A 26,274-nucleotide genomic window follows, 5' to 3' on the forward strand; every position below is an offset into this window, starting at 1 on the left:
AATTATCCCGATACGGGTATCGAAGCGGCGGCATTGATGCAGGTGAGGAGCATCTCCGGATAGATCCGGATGAATTCGGGGTCGGGATAAGCCCGCGTGTTCCAGGCTCCGTCGGTGGGGCAGGTTGCTCCACCGACGGAGGAGGTGTCCGATGGGCACGATTTCATGGATGCGTGGTGCGGGACCGCTGGTGCCGTTCGCGGAGGGCTTCGAGGAGGAGTTGCGCAGCCTCGGGTATCGACCCGGCGCCATCCGGCACCACATGGTGTTGATGGGACAGCTCGATCGATGGCTGACCGGCGAGGGTCTTGCGGTCGAGGACCTGAGTATTGCTCTGGTGGAGGGATTCTTGGCATCCCGGCGGGCGAGTGGTCGTCGGCGGGTGCCGACGGTGGTGACCGTGGCGCGCCTGTTGGAGTATCTGCGGGACCTGCAGGTGGTACCGCTCGAGACGCTGGCGACGCCGACGAGTCGTGATGAGATGTTGGTCCGCTATCGCCACCATCTGATTGTTGTGCGGGGACTGGCCCCGACCACGATTCGACGCTACGAGCGGTTCGCGCGCCGATTCCTGGCGGGTCGGGCATCGCGCACCGGAGACGAGATCGGTATCGGGAATCTGACCGGTACGGAGGTCGCGGAGTGGATGCTCGAGGCCGGTTCGCGGCTGACGGTCGAGTCGGCGAAGCGAGAGGCCGCCGATCTGCGGGCGCTGCTGCGCTTTCTGTATCTGGACGGGATCCTCGAGACGGACCTGGGTGGCGCCATGCCGCCGGTGGCGAGCTGGCGCGGTGCCCGATTGCCCGCGACGATGAGCGCCGCCGACGTGGACACCCTGTTGGCCGGGTGCGATCGCCGCATCGCGAGTGGACGGCGTGACCGGGCCATCTTGATGCTGCTGGCGCGGCTGGGTCTGCGCTCCGGGGAGGTGGCCGCCCTTCGGCTCGGCGACGTCGACTGGCGGGCCGGGGAGATCGTGGTGCGGGCAAGGCCCGCCGCCGCGATCGTCTCCCGCTCCCCGTCGACGTCGGTCAGGCCCTCGTCGACTACCTCACCGACGGGCGCCCGGTGTCCGGGTGTCCGCAGTTGCTGCTCACCATCTACGCGCCTCCACGGCCCCTGCACCCGAGCACGATCACCGGGATCGTCTACCGTGCGTGTCGGCGAGCCGGCCTGGCACGGGTCGGTGGTCACCGGCTCCGGCACGCGCTGGCGACCGAGCTGTTGCGCCGGGGGGCCGATTTGATCGAGATCGCCCAGGTGCTGCGTCAGTCGGATCTGGGGACCACCTCCGGCTACGCCAAGATCGATCGGGCCGTGTTACGTACGGTCGCCCAGCCCTGGCCCGGGACACGGCGATGAGCGTGCTCGCCGAGCAGGCCGAACAGTACCTGCGGCTGCGTCGAGCCTTGGGACACAGGCTCGATGAGGCCGCCCGGCTGCTTCCCCGCTTCGTCGCCTGCCTCGACGCGGCCGGCGTCACGACGATCACCGTCGACGTGGCCCTGCAGTGGGTGCAACGTCCCGATGCCGATCCCACCAGTTCGGTGTGGGCGCGGCGGATGACCGTGGTGCGCGGCTTCGCCCGCCACATGTCCGGCATCGATCCCGCCACCGAGATCCCCGGGTGCCGAGTTCGCCGCGGACGTTGGCGGGGGTTTGGCTGTGCCGGAGGAACAGCAGTTGCACGTCCGGTGATTCCTCTCGTGAATGGGGTTGTGTATCAACGCCGGTAACCAAGCATGGCGTCCTCGGTGACCGCGACGATCGTTCAGGTGAGGGCCGGGTCGAGCGCGTGAAGCGCATGCACTTCGGCCCGGGAGGGCGCGTACGCGCCGGATCGACTGACCGTCAATGCACTCGTGTTTATCGCGCGGAGCAGTGCGGGTTGGACATCGGGCCAGTCCGCAGCCGCGAGTCGATCCCGTGCTTGGGGTGAGCCGAGCAGGCCCGCGTCGAGTAGTCCGGAGATTAGTCCGGCCATGAAGGAGTCCCCGGCGCCGACGGTGTCGCCCACGGTGACCGGTGTCTGGTCGATGTGGAGCATGTCCCGGTTGTGTGCCAGTCGCGCGTAGGCGCCCCAGGATCCGCGGGTGACGACCACCATCGCTGGTCCTGTCTTCACCCACCGCCGCATGATGTTCTCGACCGGCACGCCCGGGTAGAGCCAGTCGAGGTCCTCGTCGCTGGTCTTCACCACGTCGGACAGTGAGACCAGGTGCTCGACGCGGTCGACGACGGTGTCGGGCGAATGCATCAGTGCGGGACGGATGTTCGGGTCGTATGACACGGTGCCGAGGAGCCGCATCCGTTCGGCGGCGACGACCACCGTGGAGCCGCCTGGTTCGACGGTGGCGGCGATGCTGCCGGTGTGCAGATGCCCGAACGGTTCCAGGTCCGGGAGTTGCGGGACCGCCCAGTTCAGGTCGAACTCGTAGTTTGCGCGTCCGTCCGCGTCGATCCGGGCGAACGCGACCGACGTCTTGTGTGCGGAGTCGGTTCCGGGCGTGATCTGCACGCCGGCGGACTCCGCCCACTGTCTGAGCAGACTTCCCCGGGGGTCTTTGCCCCAGTGGGAGCAGATGCTGGCCGGGTGGCCGAGTGCGCCGAGTCCGACCGCGACGTTGAGCAGGCTGCCGCCGACGTGTTCCTGAGTGGACGTTGGCCTGGTGACGACGTCGATCAGTGCTTCGCCGAGGCTGAGTACGCGGCGGGTCATCAGTGAGCCCGTACCGCGGTCGGCTGGTCCGGGCCGTGGTCGAGTGCGACGCCGAGCTTGGCCTCCATCTCCTCGAGCGGCACACCTTTGGTCTCGGGCATCACCTTCAGCACCCAGATCAGCTGACCGACCATGGCGAGGAAGAAGATGCTGAACGCGGCGCCGGCACCGAGGGCACCGATGATCGGCGGGAAGGCGAACGAGGTGATCGCGGCGAACACCCAGTGGGTCAGGCTGCCCAGCGACTGCCCCTGACCACGGATCCGATTCGGGAAGATCTCCGAGAGGAATACCCAGATCACCGAGCCCTGGCCGACGGCGTGGGCGGCGATGAATCCCATCAGCCCGATCAGCACCAATATCGACGACGTAGAGGTGAACTCGCCACCGCGCGCATTTTCGTAGTAGAACATCACGGCGGCAAGGAATCCCAGGGACATCAGGTAGCCGATCGAGCCGACGATCATCAGCTTGCGCCGGCCGAGCCGGTCGATCAGGCTCAGCCCGACCATGGTGGCGACCAAGTTCATCGCGCCCACCCCGACGCTCATCAGGAACGCGGCGTTCGTGCTGGCGCCGGCCTCCTGCATGACCCGTGGCGCGTAGTACAGGACCGCGTTGATGCCCGACAACTGGTTGAAGACGGCGATCGCGACGGCGAGCAGGATCACCTTGCGGTGCCCGCGCGTGAAGAACGGCACCTTCGTCGTGTTCGCGGTGGCCGCCAGCGACTCCCGGATCTCACTCATCTGGAAGTCGACGTCGGCTTGGGTGGCGCACAGGCGCTTGCTCGTTGCGGTTGCGTCGTCCCATCGACCATTGGCGGCCAGCCAGCGCGGCGTTTCGGGAACGGTCGGCAGCATGAGGACGAACACCAGTGCCGGAACGATCATGACGCCGAGCATCCAGCGCCAAGCATTGTCGCCGGGGACCGCCGCGCGGATGACGGCGTTGGATGCATAGGCGATGAGGATGCCGAGCACGATGTTGAATTGCACCAACCCGACCAGGCGTCCTCGGTTGGCCGCGGGGGCGATCTCGGCGGTGTAGATCGGTGCACAGACGCTGGCACCACCCACGCCGATGCCACCGATGAACCGGAACAGCATCAGAATTTCGACGTTCGGGGCCAGGGCAGACCCGACGGCGCCAAGAACGAAGAGGACGCCGATCACGTAGAGCGCCTTCTTGCGGCCGTACCGGTCGGCCGGCCGGCCGGCGACCAGAGCGCCGAGGATCGTCCCGATGAGTGCGGTGGTGACGGTGAAGCCAAGCTTGGCATCGCTGAGCGCGAATACCTGCTGGATCTGTTCCTCCGCACCGGAGATGACCGCGGTATCGAATCCGAAGAGCAGCCCGCCGGTCGCGGCGACTATGGCGCTGCGAACAACTATGGGTTTCACGAGAGATCTACTTTCTCTTGCGGTTGAAATATCGTGGAAAAGAAGGATTTCCGTGCACAGCGCGATGGGTTGGGCACACACACGCCATCAGCGAGAGGTCGAGGCGTGGCGCATACGGGGAAGGTGCTGGTCATCTCGGGGGCGGCCAGCTGGCCGGAGCCGATGGCGGCGGCGAAGATCACGCCCGTCGGCCGCGGCGATCACCGCGGGGTCGCGTGGCTCGGAGCCAGAAGCGCCCTGCGTCTCGACGTGGATTTCGTGACCGCTGCGGGCGGCACCCTGCTCCAGCGATTCCGCCGCCATGTATGTGTGTGCGATGCCCGTAGGGCACGAGGTTGCGGCTACGAACTTCATGTCATGCGCCTTTCCTAGCGGTTCGCTGTCGCAGCCGAGGCGAGGACCGATCGAGGCTGCCCTGCCTGATCCTGCGTCGCTGTATCGATGAGCCTGCGGACAGTTATAGCTGTGACGTGGCTCTCATGTCAACATATACGGGCCTAAACACACACATTCGGGCACCAATGTCCAGATCAAAACAACACACCGAAGTGGTTGGCGGCCTGCAGTGCGATCACCTCCGCGCCGGTGCGAGCCGGAGTTCCGGGCGCGCGCCGTCTGGATGGGCGGAGTCTGTGATGGCGCGACTGTCTCCCCGAAAGCGTCAGGCGCGCGCGTGAAACTGTCTGGCACGGAACAGGATGCGGTCGGCGTGGCGGCCGCCACCCCACAGCCTCAGTCCGCACAGCTCGTTGGTGTTGGGCGATGTCGAAGACTCCCGGGCGCCGCGCTGAACGCATCCGGCACGGACTCGGCGACCCGGATGGGTGGCTTGCCCGGCAGCTGGACGAGAAGGCGCGCGCACAGGTCCAGCGGGCAGTACCTCGACGACGCTTTCAAGGGATTCTGTTGGCTCTAACGAGCGGGTGCTGGACCCGATGACGGTTGACCGGTGCGCAGCTTCTACCCGTCACAGTCCTTGTAGTCCCCTCCAAGTGGATGTGAGTAGCGTCGACAAACCCGGACGTGAACATCTGGTGGCGGCGGGTGTTCCCGTCGGTGCAGGTTTCCCCGGTGGCGGCGAGGGCGATCCTGGACACCGAGGCGGAGGCGCTGAATGCCCTTCTGGCGGCGGTAGGCCCTGATCGGGACCTGGTTTCGACGAACCGGAGCCGCTCGTCCCGGGGTGGCCCGCGTGGGACCTGGAAACGGCCCTGCGCGGTCTGCGGGAGGTGGGCTGGACGAAGGCAACGAAGCTGATCGCCCGCAAACGTCCCGGCTGTACCCGATCTGGGACTCGGTGGTCAGTCAGGTTCTGGGCACCGAGCGATCGCACTTGAACAGGGTCCGGGAGGCCCTTCGCGCCGACGACGGCGCGTTGCACCGCCGGTGGCTGTCGATCCGGGAGGAGGCCGGCCTCCCCGAAGAGATCTCAGCGCTCCGCGTGTTCGATGTGATCGCGTGGATGGATGGCGAGAACCGGGGTCTCGGACGGCGCGCTGACCAGGAAAGATGACACGTCCCGGATGATCCGTCACCTCCGACTGAGCCTGCTATTCGGGTTGTTTGGTGTCGAGGGCGGCGGTGATGCGGTCGTGGACCGGAGGTTTCGAGGTTCTGGCCGGCGGTGCGGGCGGCGGTGTGGGCGCGGGTGTATTCGTCGTCGCTGAGCCGGATGGGGATGCGGTGTGTGGGGCCTGGGGTGGGCTGCTGGGCCAGTTCGCGTCTGAGGTGCTCCCGCATTTCGCTGATGCTGAGGGTTACGAGGTCGGTGAGGATCTGAGCGCCGGGTGCAGGCGGGGTCGTCGAGCAGGGCCAGGAGGAGGTGGTCGGTGCCGATCTCTTCGTGCCCGAGCAGGGCGGTCTGGCGCAGGCTGCCCTCGAGGACCTTCTTCGTCTTGGGGGTGAACGGGATGTGCCCGGCGGCCGGGGCGGAGCCCGCCGGGGCGCTGACACCCGCGAGCTTGCTCTCGAGGACCGGCGCGGTGACACCCCATGAGGTCAGCGCTGCCGCTCCGGGGCCGCCGGCCTCGAGGATCCCGACGAGTAGGTGTTCGGTGCCGACGGAGTTCTGGTGGTGGGTGCGGGCGGTGCCGGCGGCGAGGACGACCACGTGACGGGCTTGATCGGAGAATCTCTCGACCATCACGCAACCGATTCCCGGGCTTCGCCACATGACACGAAACCGCTGCTCTGCATTCCCTTCCGTTCGTTCTGGGGTTCCGGGCACGCGTAGGTGGTTATGGAACGGGGATAGTGGCGTTCTGGCTGTGGAGGTGGTGGAACGCGTTTGCGACCAGTCCGGTGGACCGACTGAATTGCAGAGGTGGGTGGTCCACCGGACGTTTGTTGTGCGCCACACCGTGTGGGATCAGCCGGCGGACGAGCCGCTTTGGGCGTAGGCCGCCTCCTGAATGTGTCGGGTGCGGGATCGTCGGCGGTCGGAGAAGAACTGTGCGGTGTAGATTGCTGCGACGATCGCCAGAATGGTGGTGGGCAGGATGAGTGCGGCAGTCAGGCTGATCTTGAGTAGCAGTGCGCCGGCGAGTGCGCCGAGCAGCATGGAGGTCACCGCCGCCAGGCGCCGCCGGGTGGCTTCGCTGGACCCTCCGCCCCAGAATGTGCCAGCTTCGCTGAACAGTAGCGAGAGGATGGAGGTGATGACGACGGTGGAGATGTCGGTGACGCCGACTCTGCGGGCGGCGATGGCCTGGAACCCCATGAGGAACCCGATCGCGAAGGTCGCCGTGTGCAGCAGCGTACCGGCGATCGGGTTGCCGACCAGGAGACCGGTGATGATCGTCATTCCGACGGCGCACATCGCTCAGATCGAACACAGCGGGGGCGGGGACGCCGTGTTCCATCGAGATCGTCGACGCCTCGTCGGGTGCGGCCGCGCCGGCCTCCATCTGCCTGACGATCCAACGAGGACGGGCGGTGGCCTCTGCCGGCGTCATACCGAGCGCAAGGTTCAATGCGAGGTGGGTGTGGACCTGCGGCTGGGCGCGACCACCCATCGTGCCGTGGGCTCCGACCAAGTTGCCGCCGTGTCGCACGAGCACCGGCATCAGCGTATGCGGCGGTCTGCGACCCGGGCCGAGCTGGTTCGCGGACGCAGGCTCGAGGCCGAACGACGCCCCCCGATTGTGAAGCAGGATCCCGGTCGCCGGGTCCAGGACGCAGGAGCCGAATGCGTGGAAAGCGCTCTGGATCAACGAGACCCAGTTGCCTTCGGTGTCGGCGGTGACGATGGCAACGGTGTCACCGGAACGGCGCGCGTAGGTCCGGGACTGCGCGGCCGCCGCGGGTGCGCGTTCACCGAGCCCGAATTCGGCGAGGGCCTCGGTAGCGTCTTCGCTGAGCAGTTCGGCGACCGGGACGGCCGCGTCGCCGGGGTCTCCGAGGAGACGGTCGCGGTCGGCGGCGGTGCGGGTGAGGATCCTGGCCACGATCGAGGCGTCCTGCCCGATGGGGTCGGGGATGCGACCCAACCGGCTAGCGACGATGTCGAGTGTGGACAGGCATTGGAGGAAGAAGGTGCCCTGGCTGTTGCCCCCGGAGCTCAGGCAGATGAAGGGAACGAACGGTTCTTCAGCAACAACGCCCGCCCGAGTCTCATCTTCAGTTCAGACACGCCATTCGACGACGCCTACGAGCGCTGGCGCCACAGTTCCTCGATGAAACACACGGGCACTGCCAACGCCTACAAGCCTCTCCTAATCGAGGGTGGGAAGGCGACACCATGGATGATGAACCAACAGGATCTCGACTTCCTGGAATCTCGCAAGTTCTCTCGCGATGAGATCTTCGTGATGTTCAAGGTGTCTCCTGGCATGGTCGGCTCGGTGGAGAACGTCAACCGCGCCAACCTGGAAGCGGGCTTCTACACCAACGCCATCATCAACGTGGTGCCTTGTGTCCGTCAGTTCGTTCGTCAGCTGAACTCGACCTTCATCAAGGTCTACGACCCAACGCTGGAACTCGATGTGGAGCGCCGGCGGGCGCTGGATAAAATTCGAGGGTGCCGGTTCGCCCTCCCGACCGATGTGTGAATCATACTTTCCTGCAGTAAGTCGCAATGTGGATTGTCAGGCGACTATTCGGGGTTATTGGGTTCACACCTTTGGCTGATGTTCCGATCGTGATTCTCTGCGACGATCGAGATGTCCCAAAAACACTACCGCAGAAAGGAGGTTCAACCTATGTCGCACATGGAATCGGCAATGCTGGAACGGCCGACACTCGACGATCTTCTCGGTTCAGAATTGGATCGCGCAGAACTGGAAGAGGAAGCAGCCCGGCTCTTTGATGGGATCGACACGACGGCAACACCTGTCGCGATCACGTTCTCGATCCTGCTCAAATGCTGAGCAGGATCCACAGCATCATCATCAAGAGATAGTCACGCGGGGCCGAGTGCTCAATTGAACGCTCGGCACCGCCTTACCATTCTAGGTAACCAAATGCCAGGTGAAATCCTGAATACGGAGGCCGGCTCTGCCTTCGTTAAACACGGACATAGCTCAAACATTCAACGCGAGTTCGACTGCCTCGATTACTTTGCGCGGCATCGTGACCAGTCGCGCACTCGACTCGCACCTGGCGTGATTGCGCGCCCGGACGACCGGACCCTGTACATCGAGCCTCTCATCGGCTGGACCTCTCTACACACGGTGTTCGAGGAACAGTGCGAGCAAGGAAACTCCGCCGCTATTGACCTCGGTCGTGCTCTCGCGCGCACGCATGCCGTTCCACTTCCGGACTTTGGAGCCTCGCGAGAGTATATTCCACGTTTGGTCGTCACACCCGCGGATCTCGCTAGTCTTCCGGGTGAGCTGCCGAGGATGCTGTCATTTCTCCATGCCGCAAATGATTTCGATGCAGCACTCGCCGAGATCCGAAGCCGAACCTATACACCGTGCTTCGTGCACGGTGATGCAAAGCTGGACAATGTGCTGGTTTCACCAACCGGTGAAGTCTGTTTGGTCGACTGGGAGTTCGGGGGCATCGGCGATCCCGCTTGGGACCTAGGAGCTGCGATGGGCGACTTCATATTACGGTGGATAGTCAGTGCAAGGGTCGCACCCGCGACGCCGCTTCACAGCTGGCTCGAAGGTGCCACCATTTCTCGCGATTATGCTGCGGCGTTGGCGGCGAGCATCGTCGACGGGTATCGGCAACAGTCTGAGGACACTCCGTCGGCGGACCGGATCGCCGAATGCGTCGGTGTCTTCCTGATTCATCGAGCGATGGCGTGGATCGAACTGTACGGCAGGTTCACCGCCAAGCCCATGCTGCTGTGCTACTTCGGTCAGCGCTTCGTACTACGGTCCGCGTTAGCACTTTCAGCCTTTCTGGGTCGCCATGTTTGACATTCGAGACATTCTGACGACGGCTGACCAGGCCGCACGACAGTTCGCAGTCATCGGTGCCAGGACCTTTCTCGAAACAGGCGTTCGAGTGGAGGCAACCGATGCTCCGGACGACATTGAACGATTGCTGCGAGAACGCGTATATGCGCGATGCCATTTGCTGGACGCAACCGCCGTGCTGGACCGATCCGTCCGCCTGGCGGAAGATGTGCGATTCGTCGAGCAAATACGAAGGAAGCTCGTCGGCCGCTCCTACGCCGATGGAGGATGGAAACTCGTCGCCGATCGGACTGGCGTTGTGCTGGCTGAGAAGAACGGATTGCGCCTGTTCCCGCGAGCAAACGAGATCAAGGAACTCAACGCAGGATCGGGACAAGTATCTGTTGATCTGCCGAGCGAGCGACGGTATGCGATTCCGGGATTCTTCGCGTAGGTCTCCATCCACGGCGATCTCGACGGGTCGCGGACGTGGCGTTTGTACGTGAACCTGCGCCAAGATTCGGCGGCGGCCGCATTCCTCACCATCATTGACGAACTCGAGAATCGGCACGTTCGTTTCCAGATCAAGGTGGTGAACCACCCTGAGCGGTTCACCAGACCGGACTCGATGACCTTGTATGTCGGAGAAGCGGACCTGAACTCAGTGCTGAAAATCACCCATCGAGTTCTGTCCGAGCGTTTCCTCGCCGGACCGACGCCTGGATTCTCATCCCGGCTCGGGCCGGGGCGCGCCCTGGCGCCCGAGCTGCATGCCACAGGCGCATCGACGAGCTTTGGTCATCATTGCTCCGGCATTGTCGCAGCCTCGCTGCTCGAAGCCCATAGGCTCGGCCTGCATGACGAAGACGCCCGTGCGCACCATACGGTCCGGGCGGTGAGGACCGCATTGGCAGATGCCGGTTGTCCGATGAGGTGGACGAAGTGAACTCCGGAATCCCCGACGAACTCGTCAGCCTGGGGCTGGCCATGCGGGCCGACGACGTTGAGGAGGTGCATCGTGTCGCAGGACCTGCTGCCACCATGATCTGCTATCGCCTTCCGGACGGGTTCGTCCGGTATGAGCGGTTTCGCGACGAGGTCGCGGACCTGCCGTCCATTGCGGACACCGCATTCATGAGCGATATACGGACGGTTCTTCCTTGGATATCGATGCCGACGATCACGCGTTCAGGGATCTTCTACCCGGGACTATTAGGGCGTCGTCGCCTCGTCGATGTTCTGATGTCGTCGAGACCCCTTCTCAGCGAGGAGGTTCGGTATTTGTCGGCATGGCACCGCACGCTCGGCGTCCAACTCGCCCACCTCCACTTCATGGAATGCGCAGGAATACAGCAGCAGCCGACCGAAATCGGAAAGCTCGATGAGGTCCGGGCGATCATCGACACGCGACCTACCTCGCGGCAGTCGTCCACACCAACAGACCGCCTTCGAGCGATCCTGCACCGACACTATCCGACACTTGTCGCCCGGCTTGTTCTCGCATGCGATCACTTCCTGCGCTGCGCCAACCCCTCGATCGTGCACGGTGAGTACTGTCCAGCGCACATCTGCTTGCCAGACGCCCGGTACCACGATGACAACCCCACGGCCGCCGACCCCGGCCTGCGCACGATTGGCTGGCTCAAGGCTGGCTACGGGTGCCCGGCGGTGGACGTCGGCTGGTTTCTGGGCGAGCTCTGCGAGGCGAGTGCGATGCGAGCCGCCAGCAAGATCGAGAAGCAGCACGTAGCCGAGCTCGGTCAGCAGTTTCTCCACGGGTACTTCCCGGTGGCAGGAAGCGCGATACGACACCCCTGTCGAGATCTGGTGCCCACATATGCGGCGGCGAAAATCCTGTCCCACGTGGCTACCTATGTGAAGTATTTCCCGTTCCACCGGGGCGTTTTGGATGTCCTGGACCTTGCCGACGAGGTCATCAGGGGCGTTCACGACCTGCCGCTACTCCAAGCCGACAAGAAAGGCGATCAATGATGACCGACCTGCCAATGTTTCCCGTGCGCAGACTCCTGATCTGTGCGAGCGGCGGCATATCCAGCTCCCTGCTGCCGGGATGGCTGTGCTGGCTGCACATGAGTTTCAACGACTTCACGGTTCGCGTCGCCTTGACGAAAGCAGCGCAACAGTTCGTCACGCCGCGGGCGCTGGCGGTTTTGAGCCGTCACGAGACCTTCTTGGATACGGCGGTGAGCAACTCCGCCGCGGTGACCCACGTCGAGCTTGCGGAGTGGGCCGAGGCCGTGGTCGTCGCGCCCGCTACCGTCAACCTGATTGGAAAGCTGGCCAACGGTATCGCGGACGACCTGGTGACAACCGTTCTGGCGACCGCGCGGTGCCCGATCGTGATCGCACCGTCTCTGCCCTCCGGCGCGACTGACAATCCGGCATTGCGCCGCAATCTCGCCACGCTGCGCGCGGACGGATACGGGATCGTCCCCACCGCCAACGGCATATCGGCATCGAGCGGGGAGTCCACGACACACTGCATGGCCCACGCGCCGTCTGTCGTCGCATACCTGAGGCGTCATCTGACAAGCCTTGGTTACGTATCGAGATTCGACGAGCCCACCCGCACGAACACAAGCGATTTGACAGGAGCGTGATCCGATGTCCCTCGATAGTAGTACTGCGTACGTCGCGACCGGCGAGCACTTCAACCTCCGACCTTTCGGTGTGCCCGACATCGAGACAGTGGGCGAATGGTTCGCCGACAGCGCGTTTCGCCGGTCGGCCCTGGCCACCGAAGAGCCCTTCGAGGTCACGGAAGCATTGCACGCGCTGATCCTCCATAGTCAGGCCAACCCCACAGTTCAGTCATGGGTAATGGAGGACCGAACCGGACAGCTTGCTGCTTTTGGTAACTGGAAGCCGGACTTCCCGTTCCTCGACGTGTACGAGATCGACCTCGTGCTCAATCCAAGCCTGCCGAGAGGCATGGGTTACGGAACCGAAGCGTGCAAACTGCTCGTAGCTCACCTGTTTCACACAGCCTGCCCCCACAAGGTGTTCGGCCGGATCGCGCTCTTCAACGAGGCGATGCGGGCCGTTGCCGCCAAAGCCGGCACGATCGAAGGCTGTTTACGGCAGCATGCTGTCTGCGCCGGCCAGAGGATCGACCTTCAGGTCTTCGGGATTCTGCGTTCCGAGTGGGAGTCGAGTGTCGACTGCTCAGACCTGACGCACATGACGGATGGCGGCGAGCGCTTCGAGTGAAGTTGGATTCACGGCCGGATGGTTGAGTTTCGTTCTTGAACAATGACACCGAATAATTTGCAGGCTGACAACGGGCGGGTGAGATGATGGCCCAGGCTGGCGGAGTCTCGACTGCCCCGCCACCCCGGCCACTGCTGAGCCCACGAACGGAGGCGCTGATAGTGCTCGATCGTGGATCAGATGCCGATCGACCGCAAATCTGCGTTGGTTTCGGAGTCGACCGCGGTCACAGAAGGCTTCTCGGTTAATGAACACTCGTTCCGATAAGGCCGATTGTGGGTGCCCGACACAAAGCTTTGGGGGTCAGGTCACGCGCCGCTTCGCCCTGCCCCAGACGAAGCCGACTCCACATCCGATCGCGAGTACTACTACCGGCATACATTTGTCACTAAAGCGGAATTTGTTGCCGCCATTGACAAATGGATGGACACCTATAATAGTCGTCGTCGGCACTCGTCAATCGGGATGCTCAGTCCGGACAACTACGAACGATCTCTGACCATGCCCGGTTCGGATCAAGCCGCTTAACCAGCTGTCCGGTGTTTGGGGTGAACCTCAAACTTCCAGCAAACCGTTGTGCCTGTGCTGCCTGTTGGTGTTTCCTATACGGCTGTTGCTGTCGGTTTCACTCATTCCCTCGCGCTGCGCTCCGACGGCCAGGTTGTCGCCATCGGAGAAAACTAAATGGGGAGACTGATGTGCGTGCGCTTGTTTTCGGGGAGCAATACATCGCCATCCCCGCCGGCGCGGGCCATTCTCTCAGGATCAAGACCTGCACCGTATGGTGGTGCAACTTGAGCTTCACGCTGCTCCCGGAGCTGCGCTTCCTCTGCCCCGATCCCGGCTTCCCCAACTTCCCCTGCGGTCCCGGCCCCACCCGTGCGGCGCTGCCGGGTCCGTCCAGCGTGAACACCCGGAACGGCAGCTGGGTGCCCCCGCGCCCGATCGTCGTCTGGCCCTCGAAGCTGCCCGCGAACGCCACGGCAATGATTGGGGGGGGCCGCCGAATTTCCACCAGACCCGGGACGCGGCAACGCGCGCGGACCGGGCGGGAGTTCCGGTCGAGCGATCGAATCCCGCCGACCAGGGGGATCGGGTGTTCACACCCGTGCAGCCGAGCACCCCGGCCGGCGGTGGATGCGCGCGGTCGCGTCCGACGAGATGACCGGGTGAGCTGTGCTCGGAGCGCCGCATTTCCCTCCGGCCCTCGACGGTGCCGGATATCCGGGTGGTGCGGGCCGAGGCGGCACGGTGTTCATCGAATTCACCCCAGGGTGGCGGTTTCATACCCCCTGGGATGAGGGGATCCGCCCTCCCGGGGGACCAAGATTGACAGCATTCCCCGAATAGCCCATTCTGACCGCCGTCGGACGCCCTTCATCCCCGACGGGATCACCGGGAGGTGCGATGTTCCCCCGCAACAACGACACCGGGCCCGATTCAGGCCCCGCCGACGCGCCGTGCCTGCTGTACGCCGACTGCGGCGTCAGGCGGCGGCTGGTGCTGTCGGTGAACACGCCGCGGGTCGTCATCGGGCGCAGCCCGCACGCCGACGTCGCGTTGACCGCGGATCCGACGGTGTCGCGGCTGCACGCCGTCGTCGAGTGGGCGGGTGGCCATTGGACGATCGTCGATGGCGGATTGTCCCTCAACGGCACGCGTGTCAATGGCAGACCTCTCACTGGTTGGCGCCGACTGCGAGCGGGCGACCACGTTCGGATCGGCAGCTCGTTCGTGAACTACCACACCCCATACCTCATCAGGGAGGTTGACACCGGCGGGCCGGCCGACCCACCCCTCCACGCGGTCACCGACGCCGAACGGGGTATTCTCGACACACTGTGTCGACCGTATCAACAGAATGCGCCCTTCACGTGTCCGGCGTCGAACTCGCAGATCGCCGACGAGTTGCACCTGTCCGAAGCCACGGTCAAGACGCATCTGCGCGCATTGTTCGCTAAATTCGGTGTCGAGGACCTACCTCAGAATCAGAAACGAGCCCGCCTCGCGGAGCACGTCCTCCGCAGCCGCCTCGTCACTAAACGCGATCGGTGACGCGCCCCACGGCCTGCCTCGTCGCCGCGGCCGCTGAAGAATCGGCACGGCAGGAATCCCCTGTGAAATGCACTATCCCGGGCTCCGGCGGGGTTCTGCCCGCCCCGGAATCTCGGTCCGACTCGACAGGCGCATGGGGCCGGAATCTCACGTCCTACAGGCCTGTGTCAGGTAACGGAGTGGGCATCCCCGCCTCGATGCCGTCGGCCCGGAAGCCCCGCCGCGCGGTGTCGCCTCGCCGGGCGCCCCCGCAGGCACTACACCGAATTCCGATCGTGCGGAATCGGCCCATCCGTGGACTGACACGACGTGGTCCCATCAGCTGTGGATACTCGACCGGCGGAACGCCGCCCAACCGCGCAGTGTTGTGATGTTGCGCGGTCATGACGCTCGGGTCGGTATCCGGCGAGGCGAGTATGCGCAGGGACGACCCAACTGGTCTCCCACAACCGAGCCCACCCGGCCGCGGCAGGGTGGACCCGTCGAGCCTTTCGTTCGACTCGTGCCGGCCCGGGCGATCAGAGGGTGATCTGTGTCGAGGCCTGCGCGGGCTTTGCCAGATTGCTGTTCTCCCACAGGAATGTGTATGCGCCGGGCGCGGGTTCGTCCATGACAAAGACGATCCACTCGCCTTCGATCTTGCTCGTCGAGGAGACATTCTCGGAGATGAATCCGCCGCGTTTGTCGCCGCGGCCTGACTGGCCGTCCGGTCCTGTCAGCTCGAAGTCGCCGGGGTTGACATCGAAGAAGCCGCCGGTCGAGCAGCGCCCGCAGTTTGCATTGATCTTGACCCAGACCTCGTGCTTGTCCTTCTCGCCGGGCTGGTAGCTCGGCCAGAGGAACGCCTCGTCCAGGGTGATCTCCATGTCCGTGCCGAATGTCATCCCGACCGGGATGCCCCTCGGCTCGATGCTCTCGACGTCGTCGTGTTCGGCCAACGGGATGCGGGTCTGGTTCGCGTCGGCCTGGCCGTAGACCAGGACGACGCTGTCGACGACGTCGTCGACGTCGGGTGCGCCCGACGGGGTCTTCATGGACGCCGTCGCCGTGCCGGACGCTTCCCCGCCGCCAGCGATCTCGGGACTGTCGAATGACAGCTTGACCACCGCGCCATCGACCTCGAGGTATGCCTTGTCGGTGGGGGTGTGGCTGACTCCGACCAGGTTCTTGTAGTTCAGGTCGAAATCGAGTGTCGTCGAGGCATCATCCGAGTTCGCGGTCACCTTGTCGACGGTGATCTCGAAGCCATCATGCCAGCCGATCTTGTCGATCTCGCGCTCGAATGCCGACTCGCTGCCTTCCGACGTGGGTTCGGCGGCCGAGGCCAGTGCGGGGAGTAGGAGAGCTGCGGGTATAACAGCACTGATCAGAAGAGCCGAGCGAAGGGAGTGGTGCCTCATAGCGAGTCTTTCCTTACTGGGGAGCAGGGTTTCCGTGCCGGTCAACGCCTATTAGCCTCTCGCGGACAGGCACGGGGATTCTTCGACAGCGGGGTGGAAGTTCCTCACCCCATGAAGCTCGTGTGCCCGCTCCCGCCTCCACGACCGGGCCCGATATGGACGAACACCGGTCGAACGCGACCTCTACCTCCGCTCAGCTCAGGGCAAGCGCCAAGGTACCTCCGCAAGGCGGTGGCCCCGAAGTGTATGCAGTGGGGCGTCTGCGGAGCGCCGGATGTCCGGAGCGATCACGCTGCCAGTGTGGACGAACTGAAACATGCACTACACCAATTCTTTTGAAACCCACCGCATGTCGGCGAAGAGCTTGTGCGCCAGTGGGTTCGGCAACTCCGGCAGGCAACAGGGCCGAGTGCGCCGCATCACTTCCTGATGGTGCAGGGGTGAGGAACTTCAGACCTGCCGAGGATATCAATTCGCTAAATTTCGCGGGAATCTTGTCGGGACAGCAAAACCGGCAAGCAGCACAGGGAGTTTCACATGTTGAACATCAAGCGACGCACCATCACGGCGATTGCCATTGCAGCCTTCGCACTGTCGGCGGGTGCGGGAATTGCGTCGGCCGAACCGGGGGCGCCCGGGGGTGCGGGGGGCAGTGCCCCAGGCGCACCCGGGCTCGGCGCACCGGGTGTCGGCGCCCCCGGTACGGGCGGTGACGCGCAGAGCAACGCCGAGTCCGGCAACGCCAATGCCGGTGACGGCGGCGCCGGCGCCCCCGGAATTTCCTTTGGCGGCCCAACCATCGGACTGAACAACGGCGGCGGCAACGGCAACAGCGAGGTGGGCAGCGGCGGCGATGGCGGCAATGCGCGTTCCGGCGACGCCACCACGGGCCCGACCACCGGCGGCGACGGCGTCGGCGGCTGGGGTGTCGGTGGCAACGGTGCGGGTGGCAACGGTGGAGTGGCCCCCGGAGGTGACGGCGGCACGATCCAGCAGGCACCTGCACCTGCTCAGGGCGGCGGCCCCGGCATCTGCGTCATCCCGATTCCGTTCGTCTGCTGATCCCGATCCCCTGCCCGTAAGGGATCGCGGACTCCCGCAGGGCCGGCCCACTCATGAGACACCGGGCCGGCCCTGCGGGAGTCCATATGCACGCGACGGGGCCTGCGGTGTGCACTCATCCGAGAACGCCCGGGCCTCGAGCCATCGGGAGAATGGCGCGCTGGACGGTCTGTCTCCGTCAATGATGATCACACCGAGCCGGCACGAACACGCTGTGTCGAAGCTCCCTTCCGGGGGCATCGACCACTCCTGCGGCAATCGCCCAGCCGCCGATGATGGCGCATCCGGAACTGTTCCCCGCAGTCGAGGCGCGCGGTCGGCAAGGCAGACGGCCTGAGGGCAGGCCTGTCTCCATTCATCGAACCCGCATCGACACGCACGAATTCGCGACCGGCCGGTAAGAGGCAGGCGGGGGCACTGCCGCTATCCGTCGCCGCAGACCGCCGGTTTGCCTACTCGCCGGGGTCCAGTCGAGGCACTTTCTCGGGATCGATGGTAGTCCGAAGTCCGCAAGCTGATCTCGGCGTTATCCGTACTGTTTCGAGGCGCCCAGACCTCTCGATCTCATCACGCAAGGAGTTTGACCATGTCGAACGCTATGAAATTCGCTGTTCCCTTGATCGCATTCACGGCGGTTGCCCTATCTGTTGGTGGGGGTATCGCCGGCGCGGAAACAAATGGCAGCGGCCTGCGGGAGGGCTACGGCTGGGAACGGCTGGACGAGGCTTCCGCGACCGATCCCTCGGCCCCACCGTCCACTCCGACCGTCTCCGTCTATATCCCCGGTGTTTCCCTGCCCGGGATCACCGTTGGTGGTGTCGGTGTCGGCACCGACGGGATTGCCTTCCCGGGCCCTACCGTCGGCCTGCCCGATCCTGCTGCGCTGCCGTAAACCGTCTATCCGCTGTGCGACAACTTCTTTCATCCTCAGGGGTAACCCGGTTCGCGGCGGCAGTCCCGCTTCCCGCGTCGGTGTGGTGTTGCGGACGAAGATCCGATGGTGCGGCATCGGGCCCTCGGTCTCCGGGCAGCGTCTGGCTCGTGGCTCGCGCCACGGCTGGGCCCCGCCCGCGGGGACGGGGCGTTCCCGGGCGGCGGTGTCGCTCAGGGTACGCGTTTTACCGCTGGTCGGTGGTGGTGCTAGTGGATCTGGTGTTGCGGTGGGTTCGACGGTAGCGGCGCCGGCGGCCGATCCGGGCGGTGCCGATCGCGGCGGCGGCACCGGCCGCCGCCGCGACTGCCGCACAGGCCACCACGGTGGTGTTGGTCGGTGGGCGAGCGGTGAGAATCCAGAGGGCGCCCACGACCGCGGCGCCGAGCACGCCGGCGGTGACGGTGGCGCCGATGATGCCGGTGATCCGGCCCCGCCCCCGGCGCAGCGAGCGCAGGAACGACTCGAGGTAGGCCACGGCGAACAGCACCAGCGCGGCGAGTCCGACGGCGGCCGCGGTGGTGGTCGCCGGCTGGGTGGTGCGGACCGGAAACGTCCACGTGTCGATCACCTGACCGGCCTGGAGCAGGGTCAGGGTTCCGGTGAGAGTTCCGGCCACGACGTACTGTCCGCCGAGTGGGGGCAGTGTCGCGACCGCGGCACCACCTTGGTTGATCAGTGGCGCGGCGCCGGTGTTCTTGACCGGGATGTCGAGTACGTCGAGGGCCAGGGTCGCGGCGTCGGCGAGACCGGCACCCGCCACCGCCACCGTGACCGGCACAGGCACGGTCAGATCGACAGGGACGGGCGCACCGCCGGCCGGGTCCACGCCGGCGACGGTGACAGCGCCGACCGGGGGCACATCGACCGGGGGCGAACCGAGACCGAGCAAGGCCACCAGGACGGTGATGACAGCCAGGGCGGCGGCGATGACCAGCGGAACACGAGGGGAGGGGAGATGCACCACGGTGCGGACGTTGACGAGGTCGGCGCCCGAGACGTCGGCCAGGCGGGCACCGCGGGCGTGGACGGTGATCGACGGGCGCACCGTCGGTGGCGGTTCCGTGGCACGCGACCCGGGTGCTGTCGCGGTCGGTGATGCCGTCGGGTCGATGGATCCGGTCGGTGCCGTCGGGTCGGTGGTTGCTGCCGGGGCGGCCCGGTGCGGTTCGGTGCCGGGAGAGCCCGGGGCGGGCCGGCGGGGTGCGGCGTGTGGGCGGGTCAGCGGCAACGGTGGATGGTCGTCGCTGTCGGTCAGAGTCGGGGTGTGCGGGGGGCCGAGACCGGTGGCTGAGACGATGGTGTCGGCTCCCATCACCGGGATGCCCTCGGTGGTCAGCCACCCCGGGCCCCAGCGGCCGGTGGAGGCGGAGGCCAGCGCGATCCCGAAGGCCTCGGCGGAGGGGTAACGCAGGGTGGGGTCGGTGGCCAGTCCGCGCATGACCACGTCGGCGATCGGGTCGGGGACGGCGGGCGCGGTCTCCTGCAGCGGGGTGGGTTCGTCGAAGGCGTGCATGAACAGCAGGGCCATGGCGTCGTCGGCTGGCGGGAACGGTAGTTCCCCGGCGAGGAGTTCGTAGAGCATGGTGGCCAGCGCGTAGACGTCGGTGGCGGGGGTCAGCTCGCCGCCGCGGGCCTGTTCCGGGGCGATGTAGGACGGGGTGCCGAGGACGTCGCCGGCTTTGGTGGCCAGGGTTTGGTCGCCGCCGATGACTTTGGCGATGCCGAAGTCGGTCACCTTGATCGCCCCGGAGGCGGCGAACAGCAGGTTTTCGGGTTTGATGTCGCGGTGCAGGATGGACCGGTTGTGGGCGGCGGTCAGCCCGGCGGCGCAGGCCAGGGCCACCGCGACGGCGGCATGCGCGTTGAATCCGGTGCGGGTGAATCGGTTCCACACTGTGCCGCCGGGGAGCAGTTCCATGACCAGCAGGCACAGGCCGTCGTGTTCGACGAAGTCGTAGACCGGCACCACGTGCGGGTGGTCGAGGGAGGCGAGTAGCTGGCCCTCGGCGGTGAATCGGCGCCGGATGCCGGGGTCGGTGGCGAAGGCGGGCGGGAGCTGTTTGATCGCGACCGGGCGGCCGAGGGTGCGGTGGCGGCCGGCGAGCACGATTCCCCATCCGCCGTGTCCGAGTTCGCCGCCCACCTCGTACGCGGGGAGGGCGGCGGCCACACGATCGATGTCGGTATCCATGTGCCGGTCCGATCAGCGGGGTCGGTTGGTGCCGAGGGGGCGAGTGGGCGGCGGGCCGGTGTCTGATGGCCACCGGTCGGTGGGATCTTCACCGATCCGGCCGGTTCGGTCGTCGTCCCCGGCGTCACTGTCTTCGTATTCGTCGTCGGCCATGTCGTCGATGTCCTCGTCCTCGGCGGTGTCCGGGGTGGGGGTGAGGTAACCGAGGATGAAGAAGCCGGCGGCGAATCCGCCGGCGAGGAGCAGCCACCGATCCAGGGTCGGCGCCCACACCCGGGTGGCGGACAGGGTGAAAGCGAGCACCAGCCCGATCCCGATGCCGGGGGTGAGCATCCGCAGGCCGCGTCGCCACCGGTTCTCGTGCAGTCGGCGCCGGGCGATGCCGAGGGCGGCATCGAGTACCGCGAGCGCGGTCAGGATTGCCAGCGCCAGCCCGAACAGCCCATACACCGACACCATCGAGCCCCTCACATCGGTGACGGTTGCCGTCTCGGCTAGTACGGCCCCATCGGCGCCGCGGACGGTGACCGTCCCATTGATCAGGCCGGTGGCCTGACCATCGAGACCTGAGAGATCGAGCTCGAAATCCAGAGACTGCGTCTGTCCCGGCTCCACAGTCAGACCGACCGCGGTGTGATATGAGAAGAACGTCAACCCGAGGACATGCCCGGACACGTCGACCGCGGCGACAGTGACGGGGGCCGCGGTGTCGTTGTCGAGATTCACCTTCACCTGGGCCGGGCTCTGCGGGTCGAGGCGAATCGGATTGGTCGGGCCTGCGGTGGCAGCGTCCTGGCCGTTGACGGTCACCGACATCTGAACGGGCTCGGCAGCACCAGCGCCTGGGGCGCCGAGTACTGCGGCGCCGAGGGCCACCGCGACCGCAACGAGCCACCGGGCGATCATGACCGCTCCCCAAGATCTGAATGGGGCTCCTCGAGATCCGACTGCGGCTCCTTGCGGTACGACTGTGGTGCGAGCAGGCGCCGCCGGTAGATCAGCAGGCCGATGAGGAGGAAGAAGACGATCACCACCGAGGTGGCGGTGGATCCGGTGGCCTGACTCACCAACACGATATCCAGTGGCGCGGTCAGGACCGGCCCGCATTCGGCAGACACCTGATGCCGCCCAACGTCGGCGACAACCGGGCTGACCGGGGCCTCGAATGCGCCGGCCGCATCAGCTTGAGTTTCGCCCGCCCGGACACCCTCCACCGAGAGCGCCACCCCGGCACCCGGGGGGCACCCCGAACCCGATGCCGTCACCGGTGCGCCCGGGGCCACCGCCGGATCGCTGAGCTCGAGGCCCTGCACCGGTATTGGCTCCACGACACCGGGGATGACGACCCCCGGAACCACTGGTACCGGGGCGGCCCCGGGAACCGGCACGATCGGCCCAGGAACAGGGATTACCGGACTCGGGGTCGGTCCCGGCGACGGGGAATCGGGAATCTCCCGTGCCGGTGTGCATGGTGGGTCGCAAATGCCCTCGTTGGTTCGAGGCGGGGGAATCTCCGGCGGCGTGCACAGTGGATTCGGCGGGTAACAAACAGTGCCGCCGTCCTGTTGCTGCGGCAGCTGTGGGATCTCCTCGTACTGTTGCTGTTGTTGCTGTTGTTGCTGTTGTTGCTGTTGTTGCTGCGGCAGTTGCGGCAGCTCGTCGATCTCTAGCTGCGGTTCTTGCGGAATTTCCTCGTACTGTTGCTGTTGTTGCTGCGGCAGTTGCGGCAGCTCGTCGATCTCTAGCTGCGGTTCTTGCGGAATCTCCTCGTACTGTTGCTGTTGTTGTTGCTGCGGAATCTCCTCGTACTGTTGCTGTTGTTGCTGCGGCAGTTGCGGCAGTTGTGGCAGCTCGTCGATCTCTAGCTGCGGTTCTTGCGGAATCTCCAGCGGAGGTTGGGAACACTTCACACCTGCGGGCACACAAATCGGTTCTTGATCGTCGGCAGCGGGGAACGGTGCCGGGTCGAGACTCTCTCCTGGGCCGGGGAGAGGAAGCTGGGGCATCGTCGGCCACGGCGCGACGGGTTGTTGCCGCACAACAACGGTGGCCACCGATTGTGGCGCAGCGACCGCGTGCGGGGATCCTGAGTGGAACCCGAAAAACCCGAGAGCGCCGACGACCACCAGGGTGGACATCACCATGACCGACCGCCGCCAACGGGTTGGCTGGGGCATCTGCCCCACCCCCTCGGGTGCGCGTTCGGTGCTTTCAGTCTGCGCCGGGGCTGAGCGCCGGGGCAATACCCGACGCGCACCGAGTTCCGGGCTACCGGGGCGAGTGTGGTGACGGGTTCGAGGCATGGCATCTTCTCAGGTCGAAGTGATCGACCTCCAGTGTGATGTGCCGACCACGGCCAAATCTTCACCCCCCGGGTGGACCCTTGTCACCCTTCGTCGAAAACCGGCACGCCGATGCGCGATGAAACCGCACCACCGACCATGGTGCCGCGCCGACCTGCGGAATTAGACTGGCACCACGGCGAAGTGTCCGACCGAAAGTCGTGTGCCGAAATTGCGGGGAGGCCGGCGATGAATGCACTGAGCGAACCGAACCTCTGCTATCTCGACGGCGGAGACGGCACCCGCGAATTCGTGCTGTCCGTGGACGCACCGCGGGTCACCGTGGGCCGCTCGGAGAAGGCCGATATCGCGTTGCCATCAGATCCGAACGTGTCGCGGCTGCACGCCACCATCGAATGGATCGGATCCTATTGGACGGTGACCGATGACGGACTCTCCCGCAACGGTACCTTCGTCAACGGCGACCGCCTCAGTGGGCGCCGACGGCTTTACGCCGGTGACGTCATCCGGATTGGATCCTCGTCGCTGACCTTCCGCACGTTCATTGCCGCCAGCGGGGAGATGACCGGCACCGCCGACTCCCTGCCCACCCGGGCCGCCCTGACCCCGGCGCAATTCGCGGTCCTGGTGGCGTTGTGCCGGCCGTACAAAGACAACGCGGCCTTCGCCCACCCCGCCTCGAACCAGGAGATCGCCGACCACCTCTTCTTGACCGTGGACACGGTCAAATGTCATCTCCGCGTTCTCTTCTCGAAGTTCGGTCTCGAGGACTTGCCGAACAACCAGAAGCGCATGCAACTCGTCGCCCGCGCCCGACACAGTGGTATCATCACCGTCGGCGATCTGTGAGTCCAAGACAGATCTCTCGACAGGCTCGCCTCGCTCCACGCCCCCTCGTTCCGGCGGCGTCGCCTTCCGTCATGTTGTGCACGATTGCCACGGCGGTGAGTAGCGACCACCCTCGGGATTCGAAAAGATCGTGCGCAGGACCCTCGCCGTCACCGTCGACTCGTGCACCACGCCCGGCATCGTCGTCACTGAAAAGGTGACAGCGCCCGACGCGCCCACGCCACAGTAGGGAAGGGACCAACCCGTTCCCGCCGCACATTGGCACTCAGGCAGTGGGTGTACCTGGCTGCCTCCGGGGAGACTCGTTGCCGCCTACTTGGGCGATCTACTGGCCATCGACAGTTGATGTGCCTGAGGACATTCGACCGCGGGCGGCCCGGCCGCCGAAGAGGCGCAGATTGCTGCGCACGACGAAAGCAAAGGCCGACGCCTGCGCTGCAATCGATGCGCGGGGGAGTGAGCACGGTACGCATGTTGCGATATCGATGTGCATCCCAAACGATCACAGGTGGCATACCGGAAGAGGCAACGCCCCAAGAACCGCCTGCACCCCTCCGACCTACGGCCCGGACATCCACTGGCCCTGGACACACATGATCGGCTCGCCTGCCGGTGTTTGCGAGCTATTGTCGATCGAGGGGTCGCAAGGGTCCCCGATGTTGTGGACACCGACGATGTCGGCGGTGACCCAGACACCATCGGGGTAGTAGTCGCGGGAGTAGACGCAGACGATGTCCTCGCCGGTGTTCACGTCGACTCCGACCCGGTTGCCTGAGCACCGCTGACCTGCTGCTCCGGGGACGGGGTCGGGCTGAGCTGCGCCGGTGACGTACGCGCCCGGTGCGCCGCCGCTAACGGTCACCGGTGGTGTGGCTGAGGCGATGCCGGACCCGAAGGCAAGGAGCGGCACGATCGCGGCCGAGGCAACGAACGTCGTGCGTATGAATCTGTTATTCATTGTTTCACTTACTGATTCGTGCACGCGGCCTTGTCGCCGGGCGCGGTGGTGGACTGGTTGTGTCAACTGTTCGCGGGTATCACATCCGGAAGGTCGAGACTCCCGCTGTGTACACAATTCTGCTCCCTGACACCCGGCGAAACCATCCTCACCGGGGTGGAAACGCATCACCCCGGCTGATCCTTTCTGACGGTGTTTTCAACTCCCCCCCCGTCGACCGCCGCACGGCGCGGCACCGACCGGCACGCCGGGCGCGAGTTGGCACCGAATCCGCGCCACCGGCGCGGCGATCTGGGCGACGCCGTTGACCGGTGTGGCGGCACAGGCCTGAGCGAATTGGGCTCCGATCACTGGCACCCAACTTCAGCCCCGTCCTCGTGGCTGCCCGGGCGCCGACGCCTGCGGGTGTACCTGGACGACGAATCCCGGAGCGGGTTCGCCCGGTGCTGGTGATCAACGGTTGCCGTCGACTGCCGCTGCCGGCAACTTCGCCCCTCACTCGACATCGTCGGTAAGGACACTATCGCCAAAGACGGGGTCGCCCTGCTCGTCACGGCGGCCATCGAGAACGTCGGCCGCGGGACTTCGGCGTCATCGAAGAGGACAAAGTCGAAGTTCTGATCAGCAAGTGAAACCACCGAGAAGCCGGCCATGAAACTCGCCAGGTTTATGGGTCGGATCTGCCAGCGGCGGGCCTTGCTCCGACTGACTCCGGAACTCCGAACCGCCCTGGATAATGATGAACTCGTCATCCGCACCGACCGCTCCCTCACCCAGGTTCCACCGGAAACACAAGCAGAAGCCTCGAAAGGCAGGAGCAGGACCGCGAGCTGGCCCCGGACGTGCACCGGCGCCGTCTGCGCCCGTTCGGCGGCTCGTCGGCGGCCCGCGGTGTGGCCAAGATGCATGGCCGCCGCCGAATGTTCCTCGGACAGGCGGTGTCGAGGACAACATCAACCCCATCACTGCTCGATCGATATAGGTCGTCCACGTCGAACCTGACCGGGCTACAACCGAATGCGCTCTAGCCACTGACACATTCAGCATCCCCCGCGGAAACTGTCCTAACTCCAGATCCAGATGCCGATTCCGGTGACACCCGGGTCGCCGAGGGACACCGTCTGCAGTGGTAACCCCTCATTCAGAAGGACTAGCCCGAGTGTGAGAACTTTCCATCCTGGTGATGATGCTTCGCGCGCATTTGTCGGTCAGAGTTGGAGGTGCTCACAAAAGCGGTACCCAACACATAGGGGGACGGGGTTCGATGTTGAACCCGCCAGTATTTCGGACTGATGCCGAAGGGTGTCGATACGGCCGAAGGTTCCAGGTAGCACGGAATCGGGGCCGCGGCACACGCGTCGACGATTCCAAACATTCGCGGACAAGGGGTTACGTCAATTGCGGAACTCCCGAGCACATCACCGAATCCGTCCGAACCGCGACGGTCAACTCAGAGACAAGGTAAACAAAATGAAGAAGACTGCACTGCGCGTAGCCATTGCATCTGCTGCGATCGCACCAATCCTAATCCTTGGTTCCGGAATCGCTTCAGCGGGTCCCCCTACCGCCGCGCCGGGTGCCGCGCCGTGGTCCGGCGAAGTATGGCTCACCGGCACGAGTGCAGGAGAGGTGTGGGCTTGCTCGGGCTTCAGTCCGGGCTTCCCTCCGGTCGACTCCACCGACGTTGTAGGGACTACAAGTGCGACCTTGACATTCGCGCCGAATTCGCCGGTGATGGGCATATGTACTGGCGCGCAGGGGCCGTTCCTCGCGCCTTTCGTCACCACGAGCGCACCGTAAGGCCTCGACTCCTTGCCCCAC

Annotated in this window: 26 protein-coding genes and 3 pseudogenes; 17 read left to right on the top strand and 12 right to left on the bottom strand. The window is 65.3% G+C overall.

From position 1 onward, the window contains the following. The first annotated feature begins 957 nt into the window (after positions 1–957). Together JWS14_RS51925 and JWS14_RS40665 are read left to right on the top strand one after the other, a co-directional pair. Positions 958–1,362, top strand: coding sequence for a tyrosine-type recombinase/integrase (locus JWS14_RS51925; protein WP_420855156.1), 405 nt, complete (start codon positions 958–960; stop codon positions 1,360–1,362). Positions 1,363–1,364: 2 nt separating this feature from the next. Continuing rightward, positions 1,365–1,736, top strand: coding sequence for a hypothetical protein (locus JWS14_RS40665; RefSeq protein WP_206015815.1), 372 nt, complete (start codon positions 1,365–1,367; stop codon positions 1,734–1,736). A gap of 35 nt (positions 1,737–1,771) precedes the next feature. On the opposite strand, the gene JWS14_RS40670 is transcribed toward JWS14_RS40665, so the two are convergent. The 3 genes from JWS14_RS40670 to JWS14_RS51415 form a co-directional block, all read right to left on the bottom strand. Continuing rightward, on the bottom strand, positions 1,772–2,719 hold the full coding sequence (locus tag JWS14_RS40670; RefSeq protein ID WP_206015816.1) for a carbohydrate kinase family protein: 948 nt from the start codon (positions 2,717–2,719) through the stop codon (positions 1,772–1,774). Further along, positions 2,719–4,122 (bottom strand): sugar porter family MFS transporter, encoded by a 1,404-nt coding sequence (locus tag JWS14_RS40675; protein ID WP_072950626.1) that lies wholly within the window; start codon positions 4,120–4,122, stop codon positions 2,719–2,721. The genes JWS14_RS40670 and JWS14_RS40675 overlap by 1 nt, the downstream gene beginning before the upstream one ends. An 87-nt stretch (positions 4,123–4,209) precedes the next feature. Further along, positions 4,210–4,476: a PTS fructose transporter subunit IIB gene (locus JWS14_RS51415; RefSeq protein WP_306454261.1), complete on the bottom strand. Its 267-nt coding sequence runs from the start codon at positions 4,474–4,476 to the stop codon at positions 4,210–4,212. 866 nt (positions 4,477–5,342) lie between these two features. On the opposite strand from JWS14_RS51415, the pseudogene JWS14_RS50585 reads away from it, so the two are divergent. Further along, positions 5,343–5,635 (top strand): annotated as a pseudogene (locus tag JWS14_RS50585) (DUF6308 family protein). A gap of 18 nt (positions 5,636–5,653) precedes the next feature. On the opposite strand, the gene JWS14_RS40685 reads toward JWS14_RS50585, so the two are convergent. The 3 genes and pseudogenes from JWS14_RS40685 to JWS14_RS51930 form a co-directional block, all read right to left on the bottom strand. Next, positions 5,654–6,265 carry a Clp protease N-terminal domain-containing protein gene (locus tag JWS14_RS40685; protein ID WP_241031718.1) on the bottom strand — a complete coding sequence of 204 codons (612 nt, stop codon included), beginning with the start codon at positions 6,263–6,265 and terminating at the stop codon, positions 5,654–5,656. A gap of 225 nt (positions 6,266–6,490) precedes the next feature. Further along, positions 6,491–6,925, bottom strand: a complete 435-nt coding sequence (locus JWS14_RS40690) for a DUF1275 family protein (protein ID WP_206015817.1) — start codon at positions 6,923–6,925, stop codon at positions 6,491–6,493. 73 nt (positions 6,926–6,998) lie between these two features. Then, positions 6,999–7,691, bottom strand: a pseudogene (locus JWS14_RS51930) (gamma-glutamyltransferase); the annotation flags it as partial. Between JWS14_RS51930 and JWS14_RS51935 the strand changes: the two are divergent. The 10 genes from JWS14_RS51935 to JWS14_RS51940 all read left to right on the top strand — a co-directional run bounded on the left by JWS14_RS51935 (position 7,644) and on the right by JWS14_RS51940 (position 13,385). Next, entirely contained in the window at positions 7,644–8,171 is a 528-nt protein-coding gene (locus JWS14_RS51935; RefSeq protein WP_420855157.1) for a phage portal protein, read from the top strand. The pseudogene JWS14_RS51930 and the gene JWS14_RS51935 overlap by 48 nt on opposite strands. A gap of 150 nt (positions 8,172–8,321) precedes the next feature. Then, positions 8,322–8,489, top strand: a complete 168-nt coding sequence (locus tag JWS14_RS40700) for a hypothetical protein (RefSeq protein ID WP_206015819.1) — start codon at positions 8,322–8,324, stop codon at positions 8,487–8,489. A 93-nt stretch (positions 8,490–8,582) separates the two neighbouring features. After that, positions 8,583–9,491: a phosphotransferase family protein gene (locus JWS14_RS40705; protein WP_206015820.1), complete on the top strand. Its 909-nt coding sequence runs from the start codon at positions 8,583–8,585 to the stop codon at positions 9,489–9,491. Further along, on the top strand, positions 9,484–9,924 hold the full coding sequence (locus JWS14_RS40710) for a hypothetical protein (RefSeq protein WP_206015821.1): 441 nt from the start codon (positions 9,484–9,486) through the stop codon (positions 9,922–9,924). Before JWS14_RS40705 ends, JWS14_RS40710 begins: the two co-directional genes overlap by 8 nt. A gap of 42 nt (positions 9,925–9,966) precedes the next feature. Beyond that, positions 9,967–10,416: a T3SS effector HopA1 family protein gene (locus JWS14_RS40715; protein ID WP_259376063.1), complete on the top strand. Its 450-nt coding sequence runs from the start codon at positions 9,967–9,969 to the stop codon at positions 10,414–10,416. Beyond that, on the top strand, positions 10,413–11,462 hold the full coding sequence (locus tag JWS14_RS40720; RefSeq protein WP_206015823.1) for a hypothetical protein: 1,050 nt from the start codon (positions 10,413–10,415) through the stop codon (positions 11,460–11,462). Before JWS14_RS40715 ends, JWS14_RS40720 begins: the two co-directional genes overlap by 4 nt. Continuing rightward, a complete protein-coding gene (locus tag JWS14_RS40725) occupies positions 11,459–12,091 on the top strand; it encodes a flavoprotein (RefSeq protein ID WP_206015824.1) in 633 nt (210 codons plus the stop codon). The genes JWS14_RS40720 and JWS14_RS40725 overlap by 4 nt, the downstream gene beginning before the upstream one ends. Positions 12,092–12,095: 4 nt before the next feature. Continuing rightward, positions 12,096–12,701, top strand: a complete 606-nt coding sequence (locus tag JWS14_RS40730; protein ID WP_206015825.1) for a GNAT family N-acetyltransferase — start codon at positions 12,096–12,098, stop codon at positions 12,699–12,701. Between the two features lie 279 nt (positions 12,702–12,980). Further along, positions 12,981–13,229, top strand: coding sequence for an integrase core domain-containing protein (locus tag JWS14_RS40735; protein ID WP_206015826.1), 249 nt, complete (start codon positions 12,981–12,983; stop codon positions 13,227–13,229). A 54-nt stretch (positions 13,230–13,283) separates the two neighbouring features. Further along, complete coding sequence (locus JWS14_RS51940) at positions 13,284–13,385, top strand: RCC1-like domain-containing protein (protein ID WP_420855158.1); 102 nt, start codon at positions 13,284–13,286, stop codon at positions 13,383–13,385. Positions 13,386–13,602: 217 nt separating this feature from the next. On the opposite strand, the pseudogene JWS14_RS52260 reads toward JWS14_RS51940, so the two are convergent. Next, positions 13,603–13,716, bottom strand: a pseudogene (locus JWS14_RS52260) (hypothetical protein); the annotation flags it as partial. 392 nt (positions 13,717–14,108) lie between these two features. Between JWS14_RS52260 and JWS14_RS40745 the strand changes: the two are divergent. Then, a complete protein-coding gene (locus JWS14_RS40745; RefSeq protein WP_206015828.1) occupies positions 14,109–14,756 on the top strand; it encodes an FHA domain-containing protein in 648 nt (215 codons plus the stop codon). 518 nt (positions 14,757–15,274) lie between these two features. Here the strand turns inward: JWS14_RS40745 and JWS14_RS40750 are convergent. Then, on the bottom strand, positions 15,275–16,156 hold the full coding sequence (locus JWS14_RS40750) for a hypothetical protein (RefSeq protein ID WP_241031627.1): 882 nt from the start codon (positions 16,154–16,156) through the stop codon (positions 15,275–15,277). Positions 16,157–16,693: 537 nt separating this feature from the next. On the opposite strand from JWS14_RS40750, the gene JWS14_RS40755 reads away from it, so the two are divergent. Together JWS14_RS40755 and JWS14_RS40760 are read left to right on the top strand one after the other, a co-directional pair. Beyond that, entirely contained in the window at positions 16,694–17,218 is a 525-nt protein-coding gene (locus tag JWS14_RS40755; RefSeq protein WP_206015830.1) for a hypothetical protein, read from the top strand. Between the two features lie 586 nt (positions 17,219–17,804). After that, positions 17,805–18,110, top strand: coding sequence for a hypothetical protein (locus JWS14_RS40760; protein ID WP_206015831.1), 306 nt, complete (start codon positions 17,805–17,807; stop codon positions 18,108–18,110). Between the two features lie 226 nt (positions 18,111–18,336). Here the strand turns inward: JWS14_RS40760 and JWS14_RS40765 are convergent, their stop codons facing one another. The 3 genes from JWS14_RS40765 to JWS14_RS40775 are packed head-to-tail and all read right to left on the bottom strand — an operon-like array spanning position 18,337 to position 22,487. After that, positions 18,337–20,343 (bottom strand): serine/threonine-protein kinase, encoded by a 2,007-nt coding sequence (locus tag JWS14_RS40765; RefSeq protein WP_206015832.1) that lies wholly within the window; start codon positions 20,341–20,343, stop codon positions 18,337–18,339. 12 nt (positions 20,344–20,355) lie between these two features. Beyond that, positions 20,356–21,249 carry a hypothetical protein gene (locus JWS14_RS40770; RefSeq protein ID WP_206015833.1) on the bottom strand — a complete coding sequence of 298 codons (894 nt, stop codon included), beginning with the start codon at positions 21,247–21,249 and terminating at the stop codon, positions 20,356–20,358. Further along, entirely contained in the window at positions 21,246–22,487 is a 1,242-nt protein-coding gene (locus JWS14_RS40775) for a hypothetical protein (RefSeq protein ID WP_241031628.1), read from the bottom strand. The genes JWS14_RS40770 and JWS14_RS40775 overlap by 4 nt, the downstream gene beginning before the upstream one ends. Before the next feature lie 387 nt (positions 22,488–22,874). On the opposite strand from JWS14_RS40775, the gene JWS14_RS40780 reads away from it, so the two are divergent. Further along, positions 22,875–23,495 carry an FHA domain-containing protein gene (locus tag JWS14_RS40780; RefSeq protein WP_206015835.1) on the top strand — a complete coding sequence of 207 codons (621 nt, stop codon included), beginning with the start codon at positions 22,875–22,877 and terminating at the stop codon, positions 23,493–23,495. A gap of 559 nt (positions 23,496–24,054) precedes the next feature. Here the strand turns inward: JWS14_RS40780 and JWS14_RS40785 are convergent. Then, positions 24,055–24,453 carry a hypothetical protein gene (locus tag JWS14_RS40785; RefSeq protein ID WP_241031629.1) on the bottom strand — a complete coding sequence of 133 codons (399 nt, stop codon included), beginning with the start codon at positions 24,451–24,453 and terminating at the stop codon, positions 24,055–24,057. Positions 24,454–26,274: the final 1,821 nt, after the last annotated feature.

This window comes from Rhodococcus koreensis (genome assembly GCF_017068375.1).
GTDB classification, from domain to species: Bacteria; Actinomycetota; Actinomycetes; order Mycobacteriales; family Mycobacteriaceae; genus Rhodococcus_F; species Rhodococcus_F koreensis.